Below are 16,467 nucleotides of genomic sequence, written 5' to 3'. Positions count from 1 at the left end.
CCGGCACGCGCCGGAGCACGCGCGCCGAGGCGGGACCCTCCGGTCGGGGCCCTGGCCCCGACCGGACGGGCGCGGGCCTACACCGCGTCCGGTCCGCGCTCCCCCGTGCGGACCCGGACGATGGTCTCCACCGGCACCGCCCAGACCTTGCCGTCGCCGATCTTGCCGGTCCGGGCGGCCCGGACGATCTCCTCGATCACCAGGTCGGCGTCCTCGTCCTCGACGACGACCTCGATCCGGACCTTCGGCACCAGGTCGATCCGGTACTCCGCGCCCCGGTACACCTCGGTGTGACCGTGCTGACGCCCGTACCCGCTGGCCTCGCTGACGGTCAGTCCGTGCACGCCGACGGCCTGCAGCGCGCTCTTGACGTCGTCCAGCTTGAACGGCTTGACGATCGCGGTGATCAGCTTCATGCGGAGGGCGCCTTGTCGGACGGGTGCGCGAGCACGGTGGCGGCGGTGCGGTCGGGGCCGTGGGCGGCCGAGAACACGGCGGCCCCCTGCCCCAGCACGCCGTGGCCCAGGACGCCGTGATCGTACGCGGTCTCGGCGTGCACGGCGAGGTCCAGGCCGGTGAGTTCCTGCTCCTCGTCGGCGCGGAAGCCCATCACCCGGCCGATCACCCGGCCGATCCCGTAGGTGGCGGCGAAGGAGTAGGCGGCGACGGCCAGGATCGCCACCGCCTGCTTGCCCAGCTGCCCGAAGCCGCCGCCGTGCAGGAGCCCGGCCGGGCCGCCGGTCATCGTGGCCGTGGCGAACAGGCCGATCAGCGCGGTGCCGATCACCCCGGCCACGAAGTGCACGCCCACCACGTCCAGCGAGTCGTCGAAACCGAAGCGGAACTTCCAGCTCACCGCGTACGAGCAGACCGTTCCCGCCGCCAGCCCGATCAGGAGGGCGCCGGGCAGGTCGACGCTGCCGCAGGACGGCGTGATGGCGACCAGGCCGGCCACCGCGCCGGAGGCCGCGCCCAGGGTGGTGGCGTGGCCGTCCCGCCGCTTCTCCACCATCAGCCAGCCGAGGAGCCCGGTGCAGCCGGCCGCCTGGGTGTTGAGCAGGGCGGAGGCCGCCAGCCCGTTGGCGCCCAGCGCCGAGCCCGCGTTGAAACCGAACCAGCCGAACCAGAGCAGGCCGGCGCCGAGCAGGACCAGCGGCAGGTTGTGCGGGCGCATCGCCTCCTTCCGGAAGCCGATCCGCGGGCCGAGCAGCAGCGCCAGGGCCAGGCCGCTCGCCCCGCAGTTGACCTCGACGACAGTGCCGCCGGCGAAGTCCAGCGCGCCGAGCTTCGACAGGATCCAGCCACCGGGCGCGAACACCCAGTGGGCGACGGGGACGTAGACCAGCAGCGTCCAGACGGCGGTGAAGGCCACCCACGAGCCGAACTTGGCACGGTCCGCGATGGCACCGCTGATCAGCGCGGCGGTGATGATCGCGAAGGTCAGCTGGAAGGTGGCGAACAGCACGGTGGGGACGCGGCCGGTGACCGAGGACGGGGTGATCCCGGCCATCCCCAGGTGGTCCAGGCCGCCGATCAGGCCCCAGCCGCCGGCGTCCGGGCCGAAGGCGAGCGAGTAGCCGGCCAGCAGCCAGACCACGGTGACGACGGCGATCGAGACGAAGCTCATCATGATCATGTTGAGCACGCTCTTGGTGCGGACCATACCGCCGTAGAACAGCGCCAGGCCGGGCGTCATCAGCAGGACGAGGGCGGTGCTGGCGAGCAGCCAGGCGGTGTCGCCGGTGTCGATGACGGGCGGCGCTCCGGCGGCCGGCGCGTCGGCCAGACGAGCGGCCAGGTGGCCGACCGGATGATCGGCCGGGTGGTCGGCCGGGAAGGCGGCCAGGGGCATGGGGTACCTCCGGGGGTCCTGCGACGTGGTCCTGCGGCGGGGTCCTGTGACAGCATCTTCCGCCGCCGTCCTGCGGCGGAGCGCGTGCCGGAAGTGTGGCGAGGCCGGATTTCCGGTCGCGGACGGCCGCGTTTCACGCGTGTTTCGTGTTGCCCGCCGGTTGCTCCGGCGTGACCGGCGGGTTTCCGGGAACTCACGGCGCCGCCCGGGTACGCCACAGGGCCCGGCGGCCGAAAGCCGCCGGGCCCTGCCCCTGTCTTACCTGGCCTTGCCGGGTCTACCGGCGCCGGGTCAGCTCGTGGCGATCGCGGTGTCGTCGATCACGAAGCTGGTCTGCAGCGAGGCGTCCTCGGTGCCGGTGAACTTGATCGTCACCGACTGGCCCGCGTAGGCCGAGAGGTCGAAGGTGCGCAGCTGGTAGCCGGAGGCCGCGTCCACGTTGGAGTAGGTCTTCAGCGCGGTGCCGTTGACGGTCACGGCCAGCTTGTCGTAGACGGTCGAGCCGGACTCACCGGTGTCGACGTGCAGGTAGAAGCTCAGCGTGGCCCTGCAGCCGGCCGGGATGGACACCGTCTGGGAGAGGGTGTCGGTGTGGGTGGAGCCGTAGCCGTTCAGCCACGCCTTCCAGGTGCCGCCGTGCGGGGCCTGCGAGGCCGACTTGTCGACGACACCGCTGGAGGCGGTCCACGGCGCGGCGGTGCCGGTCTCGAAGCCCGCGTTGCCGAGCAGCTGCGCCGGGGTGCAGGTGGTGCTGGTGTCGGTGACCGTCCAGGTGAAGGTGGCGGTGCCGGTCTTGTTCGCGGCGTCCTTCGCGGTCACGGTGACGTTGGAGGTGCCGACGGCGGTCGGGGTGCCGGTGATCACGCCGGTGGAGCCGTTGATCGACAGACCGGCCGGCAGACCGGTGGCGGTGTAGGTGAGCGGGGCGGTGCCGCCGGTGGCCTTGACGGCCAGGTTGACGGCGGTGCCGACCTTGGTGCTCTGGTTGCCGGGGCTGGTGACGGTGACGCCGCCCGGGTTCGGGGGCACGGTGCCCACGTTGACGCCGGCCCAGGCGGTGCCGACGGCGATCCACTCGGGGCTGTTCTCGCCGTACAGGTCCTTGGCGGCCTTGAGGGTCGCGTCACGGGCGGCGGAGTAGTTGGTGGTGGAGGTCATGTACGAGGTCAGCGCCTTGTACCAGACCTGCAGCGCCTTGTCCCGGCCTATGCCGGTGACGGTGACGTTGTTGGCGGTCGGGCTGTTGTAGCTGACGCCGTTGATGACCTTGGCGCCGCTGCCCTCGGCCAGCAGGTAGAAGAAGTGGTTGGCGACACCGGACGAGTAGTGGACGTCCAGGTTGCCGACGCCCGAGTACCAGGAGTCGGCCGAGCGGCCGTCCTTGGAGGGCTTGTCCATGTAGCGCAGCGGCGTGCCGTTGCCGTTGATGTCGATCAGCTCGCCGACCAGGTAGTCCGGGTTGTCGGCGGGCAGGTTGGCGTAGAACTCGACGGCGTTGCCGAAGATGTCGGAGGTGGCCTCGTTGAGGCCGCCGGACTCGCCGGAGTAGTTGAGGTTGGCGGTGGCGGAGGTGACGCCGTGGCTCATCTCGTGGCCGGCGACGTCGAGTTCGGTCAGCGGGTGGGTGTTGTTGTCACCGTCGCCGTAGGTCATGCAGAAGCAGTCGTCGTCCCAGAAGGCGTTGACGTAGCCGCTGTCGTAGTGGACCCGGCTGAAGGCGCCGACGCCGTCGTTGCGGATGCCGCTGCGACCGAAGGTGTTCTTGTAGAAGTCCCACGTCGCGGCGGCGCCGTACTGGGCGTCGACGGCGGCGGACTCCTTGTTGCTGGCCTGCCCGTTGCCCCAGGTGTCGCTCGACTTGGTGAACAGCGTGCCGTTGCCGGTCGTGCCGTTGTTCATGTTGGTCGTGTACTGGCCGCCGCGGGTGCCGTCCTTGAGCTGGTACGTGGACCCGCTCTGGGTGGTGGTCAGCGGCACGTTGCCGACGAAGACGCCCTGGCCGGTGCCGGTCTTGATGGCCTCGTTCTTGCCGAGCACGGCGCCGGTGGTGGCGTCGGTGACGACGCGCAGGCGACTCGGGGTGCCGTCCGACTCCTTGCCGGTGACGACGGTCTCCCAGGCGAGCTTGGCGGCGCCGTCGGCGGCCCAGACCACCAGGCGCGGGGCGGCGTCGAGGGAGGAGCCCGCCTCGGCGGCGAGCGCGGCCTCCTGGGCCTTCGGGGCGGCGAGCTTCGGCGAGGTGTTCACGCCGGAGAGCACGGCGTCGCTGGCCTTGGTCACGCCCTGGGTGGCGCCGGTGGCGTCCTGGTGGACGATCAGGTCGCCGCCGAGCACCGGGAGACCGGCGTAGGTGCGCTCGTAGCGCAGGTGGCGGGCGCCGTTGGCGTCCTGGACGACGTCCTTGGTGACCAGCTTCTCCTCGCCGGTGAGGCCGAGGGTCTGGGCGAGGCCGGCGGTCTGCTGGTTCGCGGAGGCGATCAGCTGGGCCCGGCTCGCCTGCTGCGCGGCGACGATCGCCGGTGCGTCAGGGGTGACCGCCTGCGCGATGACCGGGATGCCGGTCACCAGCAGCGCGGTGGAGGCGGCCATGACAACCGCTGCCTTCCGGGCGTGGGCGTAACGGGACATGCGGACTCCTTTTCCGACCGCCGCGGGGTTCGCGGACGGTGGAGAGAACCTGGTCGCGGGGTCGCGACTCAGTGGGGGCCCCCGCCGCCGGGTGCGCGGCGCGGGTGCGGTTGCGGAGCTGACGTACTGGCAGGGGGGATGCGCTGTACCTGACCTGGGACAGCTGCACCGGGGGGTGGGGCCCCCTCGTCTGCAGCCGGAGGAATCGTGGCAGCAAACGAGCCGTGAATGACAGATGCATGCCATGGATTGGCCGATTAGCTACCGACCCGTACATCTGTCGGACCGCCACCCGTGTTACGGCCGCGGGAACTACCGGAGATCGTTTTCATCACCGCCGGAAAGGTTCGATCACCCCCCGCGGGCACTGACCAGCGCATCCGGTCCGGAGCCGGGTCCGGATGCCGGACGACAGCGCCCGACAGGCACGGCACATCACCTTTCCGGCCGTGCCATGGTCGGTTTTCGGCCAACTCCATTCCCTGAATGGAACCGGGCCCCGCACCGCCGTTCAGCGGTGCGGGGCCCGGTCCCGTCGCCGGGTCGTCAGCCCTGCACGAACACCGCCACCGTCCGGCCCGGCACCGTGAACGTGCCGGTGGCGGAGGCGAATCCGGCCTGCTTCACCACCGGGTCGGAGCCGCCGGCCTGGACCGGGTGGAGCGCCTGGGCCGTGCCCGCCAGGGCGCCGACCGTCTGGCTCTGCGCCGTGGGCGTCGCGTTGAACACCACCGTGACGCCCTTCTCCGCGCCCGCCGCCCCGGCCCCGTCCAGGTGCAGGGTGATCACCCCGGGGGTCTCGCCGGGCGTGCCGGAGAGCGGGTACGAGAGCCGCTGCTGGACGGCGGCCAGGGTGGGCAGCGAGAACAGCGGCGAGGAGCGCTTGATCCGCAGGAACTCCTGGTACTGCGCGCTCGTCGCCCGGATGTCCGCGGCGCCCACGACCAGCCGAGGGTCGGCCAGCAGGGCCTTGGCGGCCGGCCACATCTCCCGGTTGTCCGCCGCCGGCGGCAGGCCCCGGCCCCAGCCGTTGCCCCGCTCCGGGTCCCACTGGACGGCGTTGAACCAGTCGCCGGAGTCGTAGGAGTTGGCGTCCAGCGACTTGGAGCGCAACAGGTCGCTGCCGGCCTGGGCGAAGCCGGAGCCCTGGGTGAGCGCGGTCAGCGAGAGCGCCAGCGCCTGCATCCGGGCCCGGTCGGCGGGCGCGGTGGCGGGCGGCAGCTTGTACGCCAGCGCGTCGAACAGGTCGGCGTTGTCGTGCGCGTCCACGTACCCGACCGCCTCGCCCGGCCTGGCCGCGTAGCCGGTCGGGGCGCCGTTGTAGTCGACCTCCCGGCCGGTGACGGCCCGTCCGGAGCTGTCGGTGAAGGCGTAGCCGGCCAGGTTGCCGGTCAGCCCGACCTTCAACTGGTCCATCTGCTTCAGCAGCCGGGCCCTCTGCTGCTCGGGCGTGCCGTTGGCGGGCGAGCCGTTCGGGTCGGTGAACAGGCCCGAGGCGAAGCCCTGCTGCGGGGCGGAGGAGAGCTGGAAGTTGCCGCCGCGGGCCGCGTCGCGGAGCCGGTCGTCGAAGGTGGCGATGCCGGTTCCCGCCATGGCGAGCTGGGTAGCCTGCTCGAAGCGGGCGTTGTCCGCGACGACGCCGAAGTTCCAGCCCTCGCCGTAGAGGAGGACGTTCCTGCCGTCGACACCGTCCGACTCCGGAGTCATCCGGCGCAGCGCGGCCTGCACGTCCAGCATGGTGGACTTCGGGTCGAGGCCCATCAGGTCGAAGCGGAAGCCGTCCACCTTGTACTCGCGGGCCCAGGTGGTCACCGAGTCGACCACCAGGCGGTTCATCATGGCGTGCTCGGGCGCGGTGTCGGCGCAGCAGCTGTCCGTGGTCACCTTCCCGTCGGCGTCCAGCCGTTGGTAGTAGCCGGGGACGACCTTGTCCAGCACCGAGTGCTCGGCCTGGCCGCCGGCCGCGGTGTGGTTGTAGACGACGTCGAGGACCACGCGGAGCCCGGCCGCGTGGATCGCCTGCACCATCCGCCGGAACTGCACGGTGCGCGCGGTCCCCTCGGGGTCGGTGGCGTACGAGCCCTCCGGCACCGTGTAGTGCAGCGGGTCGTAGCCCCAGTTGTAGGCGTCCTCGGCGGCGACGGCGGCCACGCACTCCTGCTGCCTGTCGCTGTCGGCCGCCAGGGCGGCGAGGTCGCAGGCGGGCAGCTTCTGCTCGGCCCGGTTCTCCCGGACGGTGGCGATGTCGAAGGTCGGCAGCAGGTGGACGGTGGTCACCCCGGCCAGGGCCAGCTCGCGCAGGTGCTTCATGCCCGCCGATTCGGACTCGGCGAAGGCCAGGTAGGTGCCGCGCTCGGCGGCCGGGACGGTGGCGTCCGCCACCGAGAAGTCCCGGACGTGCAGCTCCTGGATCTGCTGCCGGGCGAGCGGGACGGCCGCCGGGACGGCGTGGTCCTCCCAGCCCGGGGGCTTGAGCGCCGCGGCGGAGAGGTCCGCGACCAGACTCCGCCGCGAATCGGTGGAGAGCGCGACCGAGTACGGGTCGGTGACGGTGTTGACCACCATCTGCCGGGCGCCCGGCGCCCAGACCCTGACCTGGTAGAGGTAGTACCTGCCGTCCAACTCGGCCTTGTCGCGGACGATCTCCCAGACGCCGGTCTCGTCGTCCAGCTTCAGCGGGAGGGTCTTCGGAGTGCCACCGGCCGGGGAGTCGAAGACCTGGACGGACACCTCCTGTGCGGTCGGTGCCCAGAGGGACAGCGCGACCTTGCCGCGGTAGTAGGCCGGGCCGAGGTCGACCTTGCCGGTGCGCCGGGCGTACAGGTCGTCGAGGACGCCGGGGATCTGCACGCCGGTGGCGGCCAGCACGGCGCCGCTGGGCAGGTGTTCGGTGAAGAGCAGCTGGCCGCGCAGGGCGGCGGCCACCCGGGTGGCGTCGCGCGGGTCGACCGTGAACGCCCGGTAGCCGGCGAGGTGCGGGAACGCGGTCCGCTGCGCGGCGGTGAGCCCGCCCGAAACCGGTTCCAACCGGATCCACTGCCCCGCCGCGGTCAGCGCGCCCTTCTCGGTGCGGATGCCGCCGGCGGGGTCGTAGACCAGCTGGGCGCTGGTGCCGGCGGCGAGGGCGGCGTCGGTGGCGCCGTAGCCCGCCGGGACCACGACCGTCCTCGCGTCGATCCACTGGGCCTTGGCCGAGCCGAGGTCCAGCTGCGAGGAGGCGGCGGCGGTCTGCGGCAGCAGGTAGCCCTCGCGGCCTCCGAGGATCCAGACCTCGCGGCCGGTGCCGGTGAGGTCGAGGGACTGGTCGTTCGGCAGGTCCTTGTCGTTGCCCCGGTGGAGGATGTAGCTCAGGCTGGTCGCGCCGGGGGCGAGCGGCACCTCGAAGACGGCTCCGAAGGAGTCGCGGCGCACCGGCATCAGCGGGTTGCCCCAGTCGGTGGGGGTGGCGGCGCCCGTCCAGTCGTGCAGGCCCCAGCCGTCGTAGTCGCCGTCGGCCCGGTTGTAGTGGATCACCGCCGTGCCGGCCGGCGGGGTGCTCACCGGCCCGGGGTCGGCGGTCCGGACGGTCGGGTCGCCCTCCTTGAGCCAGATCTCGCCGGTCGCGCCGACGTCGATCCGGCGGTCGGCGTCGACGTCCTTGACGCCGTCCTTCTCCACGACGAAGCCGACGTCCGAGGCGCCCGGCTTGAGCTTCACGTACGCGAAGGCGCCGTAGGCGTCCCGGCCCGTGAAGCCGTGCCCGGCCGGCCACGGGGTGGCCTCGCCGTCGGCGAGGTCGCCCCAGGCGTAGAGGTTCCAGCCGTCGTAGTCGCCGTTCTTGCGCTGGTAGTGGACGACGGCGTACGGGCGGGCGGTGGCGCTGGGCACCGGCCGGGGGTCGGGGGTGCCGGTGGTGAAGCCGCCGGTGGCGGAGCGCAGCCGGCCGGCCGCGTCCTGGACGACGGCCTTGTACCGGACCGGTGTGCCGGGGGCGACGCCGGCGAGGTCCTGGGTCACGGCGTGGCGGCCCGTGTCGGAGGTGCCGAGCACCTGCCAGGGCCGGTCGCCGACCTGTGCGGCGAAGGTGACCCGGTCGAACCCGCCACCGGGGACGTCCGCTCCGACGGTGACGGTGCCGGTGGAGCCGGCGGCGGGCGCGCGCAGGGTGATCGAGGGCGCGGCGGCGGCCGGGGCGATCCGTCCGGCGGCCTTGAGGACGACGGAGGAGAGCGGCGGCACGGTGACGGTGAGCCTGCGGTCGGCGCCGCTGGTGAGCCGCTCGCCCGCTTCCGGGTAGATCCGGTCGAAGCCCTGGCCGGCCGAGAAGGTGTCCAGGGTGACGGTCTTCGGCCCGGCGGCGTTGTTGACGGCCACCAGGTACTCGACCTGCTGCCCGGCGTCGATCCGGGAGAAGGCGTAGACGCCCGGTCCGTCGGCGGCGTACCGCTCGATCTGGGCGCCGTCGGCGAGGGCCGGGTGGTCGCGGCGCAGCTTCGCCAGGCCGGCGATGCCCCGGTACAGCTCACCGTCCTGCCCGTACCGGTCGGCGGGGCCGGTGGCGCCGCCGAGCACGCGGTCGGTGTTGTAGGAGGCGGTCTGCGAGGTGAAGACGTCCTGCCGGGCGTCCTTGTCCCCGCCGGCGCCGGTGAAGCCCTGCTCGTCGCCGTAGTAGACGACGGGCTGGCCGCGGGTGAGGAACATCAGCTCGTTGCCGAGCCGGTCCCTGCGCAGCAGGGTGGCCTCGTCGGCGCCGGGGTCGTCGGCGAGCAGGAAGGAGCCGAACCGTCCCATGTCGTGGTTGCCGAGGAAGGTCGGCAGCTCGTAGGCGTCGGTGTCGGCGGTGGTGTAGCGGTAGTCCTGGCCGTAGACGTCGGCGAGGGTGCGGGCCGAGCCGCCCTGGGAGACGTAGCTGCGGGCGGCGTTCTGGAACGGGAAGTCGAGGGTGGCCTGGAGCCGGCCCCTGGTGACGTACGGCGCGGTGACCGCGGGGTCGCCGGAGTAGACCTCGCCGAACATGAAGAACTTGCGGTTGCCCTGCTTGGCGGCGAACTCCTTGAGCGAGGGGGCCCACTGCTGCCAGAACGCCATGTTGACGTGCTTGACGGTGTCGATCCGGAAGCCGTCCACGCCGGCTTCCCTGACCCACTGCTGGTAGACCTTCTCGAAGCCCTTGACCACCTTGGGGTTCTGGGTGTCCAGGTCGTCGAGGCCGGAGAAGTCGCCCTCGGTCGCGGACTCGCCGGCGAAGGTCGAGTCGCCCCGGTTGTGGTAGAGCGCGGGGTCGTTGAGCCAGGCCGGGGTCTTGGCGGTGGCGTCGGCCGGCCGGCGGAAGACCGGGCTGTAGGGGAACGAGTCCTTGCCCAGTTTCGGCCAGGCGGCGTTCGCGTCGGCGAGCGCGGTCTCGTCGACCGGCCTGCCGTCGGCGTCCAGGACCGGGAACGCCCCGGTGGTGCGGTAGCCGTACTGCTGCTGCCGGTAGTCGATGACGTCGGCGGTGTGGTTCGTGATGACGTCGAAGAAGACCTTCATGCCGCGCCGGTGGGCCTCGGCTATCAGCTCCTTGAGCTGCTCGTTGGTGCCGAAGTGCGGGTCGACCTGGGTGAAGTCGGTGATCCAGTAGCCGTGGTACCCGGCGCTCGCGCTGTCGCCCGTGCCCTGGACCGGCTTGTTCCGGAAGAGCGGCGCCATCCAGATCGCAGTGGTGCCGAGGTTCTGGACGTAGTCGAGCCGCTGGAGCAGGCCGGCCAGGTCGCCGCCGTGGTAGAAGCCCTTGTCGGCCGGGTCGAGGCCGTGGTCCAGCCGGGTGCCGGTGACGCCCCCGGTGTCGTTGCCGCGGTCGCCGTTGGCGAACCGGTCCGGCAGGACGAAGTAGAACTGCTCGCGGGTCAGGTCGTGGCGCCCGGCGGTGGCGGCGAGCGCGGCGTCCGAGGGCGGTCCGGGCGGGCCTGCGGCGAGTGCGGCCGGGCCGGCGGTACCGAGGGTGGCGGCGGTCAGCGAGGCGGCGAGCAGCACCGCCGTCCGGCCGGGTCTGCGGGTGGTGCGCCGCCGGCGGCGGGGCGGGACATCGGCCACGGAGGGCTCCCTTGCGGGGGAAGGGGTGAGCGAGTTGCCAGGACGCTAGCGGCCTGCAATATGTTTCAGCAAGATGCAGAAAGGGTTTCGGGCGGGGAAAATACGCCTGCCGCAGCGGCGCCCGACCCCCGATTGCGCCACCCGCGCCGCCCGGCGTGACAATGGGACGTATGCCCGTCCCGCCGGTTCGCACCAGATTCGCCCGTACACCCTGCCCCGGCGGGAGAAACCCCCTAGCCCTGAAGGGGGACAGCCGGTGAAGAATCCACTTCCGGAGGATGAGCAGACGGCTACGGGACGTCTGGCAGACTTCTCGTCCATGGGGGAACCGACCGAGATCCAGCAGAACGGCGGCCGCATGCCCGACGGAGCCACCCGCGCGGCCCAGACCCGTACGGCTGCGCTGCGCAGCCGCGTCCGCGAGCAGCGCCGCTCCCCGGCCCGGCCACGGATCTGGTTCGAGCTGGCGCTGATCGGCCTCAGCTACTGGATCTACTCCCTCGTGCGCAACGCCGTCCCCGAGCAGGAGTCGATCGCCCAGAAGCACGCGGGCTGGATCTGGGACTTCGAGCGCGCCCTCGGCGTCGCCGTCGAGCGCTCGGTGAACCACGCGGTGGACGGCGTCGGCTGGCTCATCACGGGGATGAACTACTACTACGCGACACTGCACTTCGTCGTGACCATCGGCGTGCTGGTGTGGCTCTACCGCCGGCAGCCGGGCCGCTACGGCGCGGCGCGCACGGTGCTGTTCATCACCACCGGCATCGCGCTGGTCGGCTTCTACTTCTTCCCGCTGGCGCCGCCCCGGCTGATGACCGACGGCGGCTTCATCGACACCGTGAAGACGCACGGCACCTGGGGCTCGATGGCCTCCGGGCCCGCCACCCACGTCTCCAACCAGTACGCGGCGATGCCCTCGATGCACATCGGCTGGTCGCTCTGGTGCGGGCTGACCATCTTCTTCCTCGCCCGTGCGACCTGGGTCCGGGTGCTCGGCCTGCTCTACCCGGTGGCCACCCTGGTGGTGATCGTCGCCACCGCCAACCACTTCTGGATGGACGCGGTGGGCGGCGTCGTCTGCCTCGCGGTCGGCTTCGCCGCCGCCCGGCTGATCTACCACGCCTGGCCCTACCGGCTGCCCAGGGTGCCCGCCCGGGAGACGGCCGAGGAGAAACCGGTCACGGTCCCCGAGCAGTGGAGCGAGTCCTCGGTGACCGCCGGACGGCGCTGACCCCCCGATCTTCCGAAGGGCCCCGCGATCTTTCGCGGGGCCCTTCGCCGTCCGTCCGGGGCGCCCCCCGGGGGTCGCCCGGGGTGCCGGATCGGCCCGGGTCTCACCCGTAGAACAGCCGCTCCACCACCGCCCGGGCCCGCCGCGTGGTCCGCCGGTAGTCGTCCACCAGCTCCCCGCTGTGCCCGGCGCCGTACCCCAGGTAGCGGGCGACCCCCGCGAGTTCCCGGGCGTCCGCGGGGAACGAGTCCCCCGGCCGGCCGCGGACCAGCATCACCGCCGACCGCACCCGGGAGGCCAGCACCCAGGCCGCGTCCAGCACCTCCGCGTCCGCCTCCTCGACCAGCCCCGCCTCCACCGCCGCCGCCAGCGCCGCCCTGGTCCGGGTGGTGCGCAGCGCCGGAAGCCCGTGCCCGTGCCGGAGCTGGAGCAGCTGGACGGTCCACTCCACGTCGGCCAGCCCGCCCCGGCCGATCTTGGTGTGGGTGGTCGGGTCGGCGCCGCGCGGCAGCCGCTCGGCCTCGATCCGGGCCTTGATCCGGCGGATCTCCACCAGGTCCCGCTCCGCCACCCCCGCGCCCGGGTAGCGCATCGGGTCGATCAGCTGCCGGAACCGCTCCCCCAGCGCCTCGTCCCCGGCCACCGGCTCGGCCCGCAGCAGCGCCTGGCTCTCCCAGACGTGCGACCAGCGCCGGTAGTACGCCGTGTACGAGGCGAGGGTGCGCACCAGCGGACCCTGGCGCCCCTCCGGACGCAGGTCGGCGTCGACCTCCAGCGGCGGCTCGGTGGACGGCGCGGCCAGCAGCGAGCGCAGCTCGTTGCAGACCGCCTGGGCGGCCCGGGCCGCGTCCTCCTCCAGTGATCCGAGCAGCGGCTCGTGGACGAAGAGCACGTCGGCGTCGGAGCCGTAACCGAGCTCGCGTCCGCCGAAGCGGCCCATCGCGATCACCGCGATCCTGGTCGGCAGCGCCCCGTTCCGGGCCTCCCAGCCGGCGACGCAGGCCCGCAGCGCGCCCTGCAGGGTGGCGGCGTTGAGCGCGGTGAGCGCCTCCCCTGCGGCGTCCAGCGCCTCGGCCGGATCGTCACCGAGCCGCCCGAGGACGTCGGCGGCGGCGGTCCGGAACAGCTCCCGGCGGCGCACCGCGCGGACGGCGGCCACCGCCGCGGCGGTCGAGTCGGCCCGGCCCACGGCGGCCAGCACCTCCTGCTCCAGCGCGGCCCGCCCGCGCGGCACCAGCCCCTGCGGGTCGCCGAGCATGGCCACCGCCTCGGGGGCCCGTAGCAGCAGGTCGGGGGCGAGCCGGCCGGCCGACAGGACCCGGGCCAGCTGCTCGGCGGCGGCGCTCTCGTCCCGCAGCAGCCGCAGGTACCACGGCGTCCGGCCGAGCGCGTCGGAGACCTGCCGGAAGTTGAGCAATCCGGCGTCCGGGTCCGCGGAGTCGGCGAACCAGCCGAGCAGCACCGGCAGCAGGGTCCGCTGGATGGCGGCCTTGCGGCTCACCCCGGAGGCGAGCGCCGAGAGGTGCCGCAGGGCGGCGGCCGGGTCGGCGTAACCGAGTGCCTCCAGCCGGGCCCGGGCCGCGTCCGGGGTGAGGCCGGCCGCGCCGACCGGCAGTTCGGCGACGGCGTCCAGCAGCGGCCGGTAGAACAGCTTCTCGTGCAGCCGCCGCACCTCGACGGCGTGCCGCTTCCAGTCCCGCTGGAGGGCCGCGACCGGATCGGCCCGGGTGTCGCCGTTGATCAGCGGCGCGAGCGAGCGGGCCAGCCGGCGCAGGTCCTCCTCACCGGTGGGCATCAGGTGGGTGCGGCGCAGCCGGTGCAGCTGGATCCGGTGCTCCAGCGAGCGCAGGAACCGGTAGGCGGCGTCCAGCGAGGCGGCGTCGGCCCGGCCCACGTACCCGCCCCGGGAGAGCGCGGCCAGCGCCTCCAGGGTGTTGCCGCTGCGCAGGGCCGGGTCGGTGCGGCCGTGCACCAGCTGGAGCAGCTGGACGGAGAACTCGACGTCGCGCAGGCCGCCCGGGCCGAGCTTGAGCTGGCGGTCCAGCTCGGGTGCGGGGATGGACTCGATCACCCGGCGGCGCATCTGCTGCACGTCGGTGACGAAGTTCTCCCGGGCGGCGGCCTGCCAGACCAGCGGGGCCAGCGCCGCCACGTACGCCTCGCCGAGTTCGGTGTCCCCGGCCACCGGGCGGGCCTTCAGCAGTGCCTGGAACTCCCAGGTCTTGGCCCAGCGCTGGTAGTACGCGAGGTGGCTGGCCAGGGTGCGGACCAGCGGTCCGTTGCGGCCCTCGGGGCGGAGGTTGGCGTCGACCGGCCAGATCGTGCCCTCACCGGTGGTGTCGGCGCAGAGCCGGGTCAGCGCGGCGGCGAGTCGGGTGGCGGCCTTGAGCGCCTCGTGCTCGTCGGCGCCCTCGCACGGCTCTGCGACGTAGATGACGTCCACGTCGGAGACGTAGTTGAGTTCGCGCCCGCCGCACTTGCCCATGCCGATGACGGCCAGGCGGCAGACCGCGGCGGCGTCCGGGTCCTGTTCGGCGGCGATGTCGAGGGCCGTCTGCAGGGTGGCGCCGGCCAGGTCGGCGAGCTCGGCGGCGGTCTGGGCGAGGTCGGTGGTGCCGGTGAGGTCGCGGGCGGCGATGGCCAGCAGGCAGCGGCGGTAGGCGATCCGCAGCGCGTCGGCCCGGCTGCGGGCGCCCGCGTCGTTCTCCCAGACGCCCTGGTGGAGCGCGCGGCGGAAGTCCTCCGGCCCGGGGTGCATGTCGCGGAGCTCGAAGGTGACCAGGATGTGCCAGTCGTGCGGGTGCCGGGCCAGGTGGTCGGCGAGCGCGGTGGACTCGCCGAGCACGCCGAGCAGCCGGTCCCGCAGCGGCTTCGAGGTGGTCAGGGTGTCGCGCAGGGTGTGGCGGTCGGTCGCGTCGGCGGCCTCCAGCAGTCGGGCCAGGCCGAGCAGGGCGAGGTCCGGGTCGGCGGTGGCGCCGAGCGCGTCCAGCAGCACCGGGTCCCCGGCGAGCCCGTCCAGCGCGGGTTCGGCGAGCAGCCGCAGCGCCCGCTCGGGGTCGGTGAACCCGCGCCGCACCAGCCTGACCTCCGGCCGGCTGACCCGGCTCCCGGCCCGCTGTTCCTCCACCGCCATCGCCCCTCCGGCTTTCCGGCCCTCCCGGCCACAGGGCGGGCCCGCCCCAGCAGCGTACGCGGCCGGGCCCGCGGGGGCGCGCCCCGGCGCCACCGGTTCCGGCCGCCGGCGCCGCTTTCCGGCTGCTGCTCGGCGTCTCGCCGGGCGTGTGCGGGCCCGGGCCGGGGGGCTCCGGGTCGCCTGCGTCCGACGGACGCTCGGCGGGGTGGAAGCCGCCTCCGCGAACGGCACGGTCCGGTTCGACCGGAGCACCGGTCTGCTGCGCCGAGCCCGGGGCGAGTTCGGGGCGCGTGTCCCGGACCCGCCCCGGATCGTTGGAACCGGAGTCGAGCCGTTCCCGCACCCGGCCCACACCCGGCCCGTCCTCGTTCCCGTCCGTTCCTCCCCGCTTCCTCTTCCCCTCCTCCTCCCCGCCCCTCCGGAGCCCCGATGCCCGCCCGCCTGCCCTCGCTCACCGGGCTCCGGTTCTGGGCCGCGCTGCTGGTCGTCGTCTACCACCTGGCCCGCAAGGTCGGCGAGGTGCCCGTCCTCGGCCCGCTCGGCTGGTACGGCCGGAGCGGGGTGACCTTCTTCTTCGTCCTCTCCGGCTTCGTCCTCGCCTGGACGTACGACGGCATGCCGACCGCCCCGGGCCGCTTCGCCCGCCGCCGGTTCGCCCGGATCTGGCCGCTGCACGCGCTCACCACCGCGCTCTCGCTCGGTGCCGGCGCCGCCCTCGGCGCCGTCCTGCCGCTCGCGGCGGTCCTCTGGTCGCTGCCGCTCCTGCACACCTGGGCCCCCGGGACGGTGTTCGGCGGCAACCCGGCCGCCTGGTCGCTGGGCGCCGAGGCCTGGTTCTACCTGCTCTTCCCCTTCCTCCTGCGGGCCCTGGCCGGGCGCCGCCGGCTCTGGACGCCGCTCGCCGCGCTCTGCGCGGCGGCCGGCCCGGCGCTGTGGCTGGCCGGTCCGCTGCTGCCGGCCGACCCGGCCGTCCGCGGCTGGCTGCTCGACTACCTGCCGCTGACCCGCACCCCGCAGTTCGTACTCGGCGTGGTCGCCGGGCTGGCCGTCCGGCACGGGCTGCTCCCCCGCGTCCCGCTCGCCCCGGCCGCGGCGGCGGTGGCCGGCTGGCACCTGCTGCTGGTGCCGTGGCACACGGCCGCGCCGGACTCCGTCTGGTGGGGCCCGTACAGCGCCGCACAGCTCTTCCCGGCCCCGCTGTTCGCCGTCCTGCTGACGGCCGCCGCGCAGCGGGACCTCGGGCCGGCCGGCGGGCCGCGGCTGCTGGCCGGGCGGACGGCGGTCCGGCTCGGCGAGTGGTCGTACGCCTGGTACCTGGTGCACGAGATCGGCATCCGCTGCTGGCTGCACGCGGCCGGCCGGCCCGCGCCCGGGGCCGTGGCGGCGACGGCGGCCGTCTGGCTGCTGCTGGCCGGTGTCTCGCTCCTGGCCGCCGGTGCGCTGTACCACGGGGTCGAGCGCCCCTGCGAGCGCCTGCTGCGCGGCACCCCCCGGCACGGCGGAGGGGGGGGGGGGGGGGCCGGCCCGGCGGGGCGCGGGGGGGGGGGCCGGCGCGCGGCGGCGGGGGGGCGC

General features: G+C 73.7%; 7 protein-coding genes. 2 read left to right on the top strand and 5 right to left on the bottom strand.

What is annotated here, in order from left to right; genetic code table 11:
- Positions 1-77: 77 nt before the first annotated feature.
- From ACFWIC_RS26460 to pulA, 4 genes are all read right to left on the bottom strand, one after another.
- Entirely contained in the window at positions 78-416 is a 339-nt protein-coding gene (locus tag ACFWIC_RS26460; RefSeq protein ID WP_327676485.1) for a P-II family nitrogen regulator, read from the bottom strand.
- Positions 413-1,852, bottom strand: a complete 1,440-nt coding sequence (locus ACFWIC_RS26455) for an ammonium transporter (protein ID WP_329881731.1) — start codon at positions 1,850-1,852, stop codon at positions 413-415. Before ACFWIC_RS26455 ends, ACFWIC_RS26460 begins: the two co-directional genes overlap by 4 nt.
- Before the next feature lie 291 nt (positions 1,853-2,143).
- Positions 2,144-4,480: a M4 family metallopeptidase gene (locus ACFWIC_RS26450; RefSeq protein ID WP_329878790.1), complete on the bottom strand. Its 2,337-nt coding sequence runs from the start codon at positions 4,478-4,480 to the stop codon at positions 2,144-2,146.
- 546 nt (positions 4,481-5,026) lie between these two features.
- Entirely contained in the window at positions 5,027-10,531 is a 5,505-nt protein-coding gene (pulA, locus tag ACFWIC_RS26445) for a pullulanase-type alpha-1,6-glucosidase (RefSeq protein ID WP_380520167.1), read from the bottom strand.
- 319 nt (positions 10,532-10,850) lie between these two features.
- Here pulA and ACFWIC_RS26440 point away from each other — a divergent pair, with 319 nt between their 5' ends.
- Positions 10,851-11,762, top strand: a complete 912-nt coding sequence (locus tag ACFWIC_RS26440; protein WP_380363346.1) for a phosphatase PAP2 family protein — start codon at positions 10,851-10,853, stop codon at positions 11,760-11,762.
- A 103-nt stretch (positions 11,763-11,865) separates the two neighbouring features.
- Here ACFWIC_RS26440 and ACFWIC_RS26435 read toward each other — a convergent pair whose 3' ends face one another.
- Positions 11,866-14,895, bottom strand: a complete 3,030-nt coding sequence (locus ACFWIC_RS26435) for a bifunctional [glutamine synthetase] adenylyltransferase/[glutamine synthetase]-adenylyl-L-tyrosine phosphorylase (protein ID WP_380363348.1) — start codon at positions 14,893-14,895, stop codon at positions 11,866-11,868.
- A gap of 429 nt (positions 14,896-15,324) precedes the next feature.
- Here ACFWIC_RS26435 and ACFWIC_RS26430 point away from each other — a divergent pair.
- On the top strand, positions 15,325-16,467 hold a 1,143-nt coding region (locus ACFWIC_RS26430; protein ID WP_380520166.1), incomplete at its 3' end, for an acyltransferase family protein.

Origin of the sequence: Kitasatospora sp. NPDC127035 (assembly GCF_042726075.1) — a bacterium.
Classification (GTDB): Bacteria; Actinomycetota; Actinomycetes; order Streptomycetales; family Streptomycetaceae; genus Kitasatospora.
Note: the sequence above shows the minus strand (reverse complement) of the source record. Positions and strands in the feature narration are given on the sequence as shown.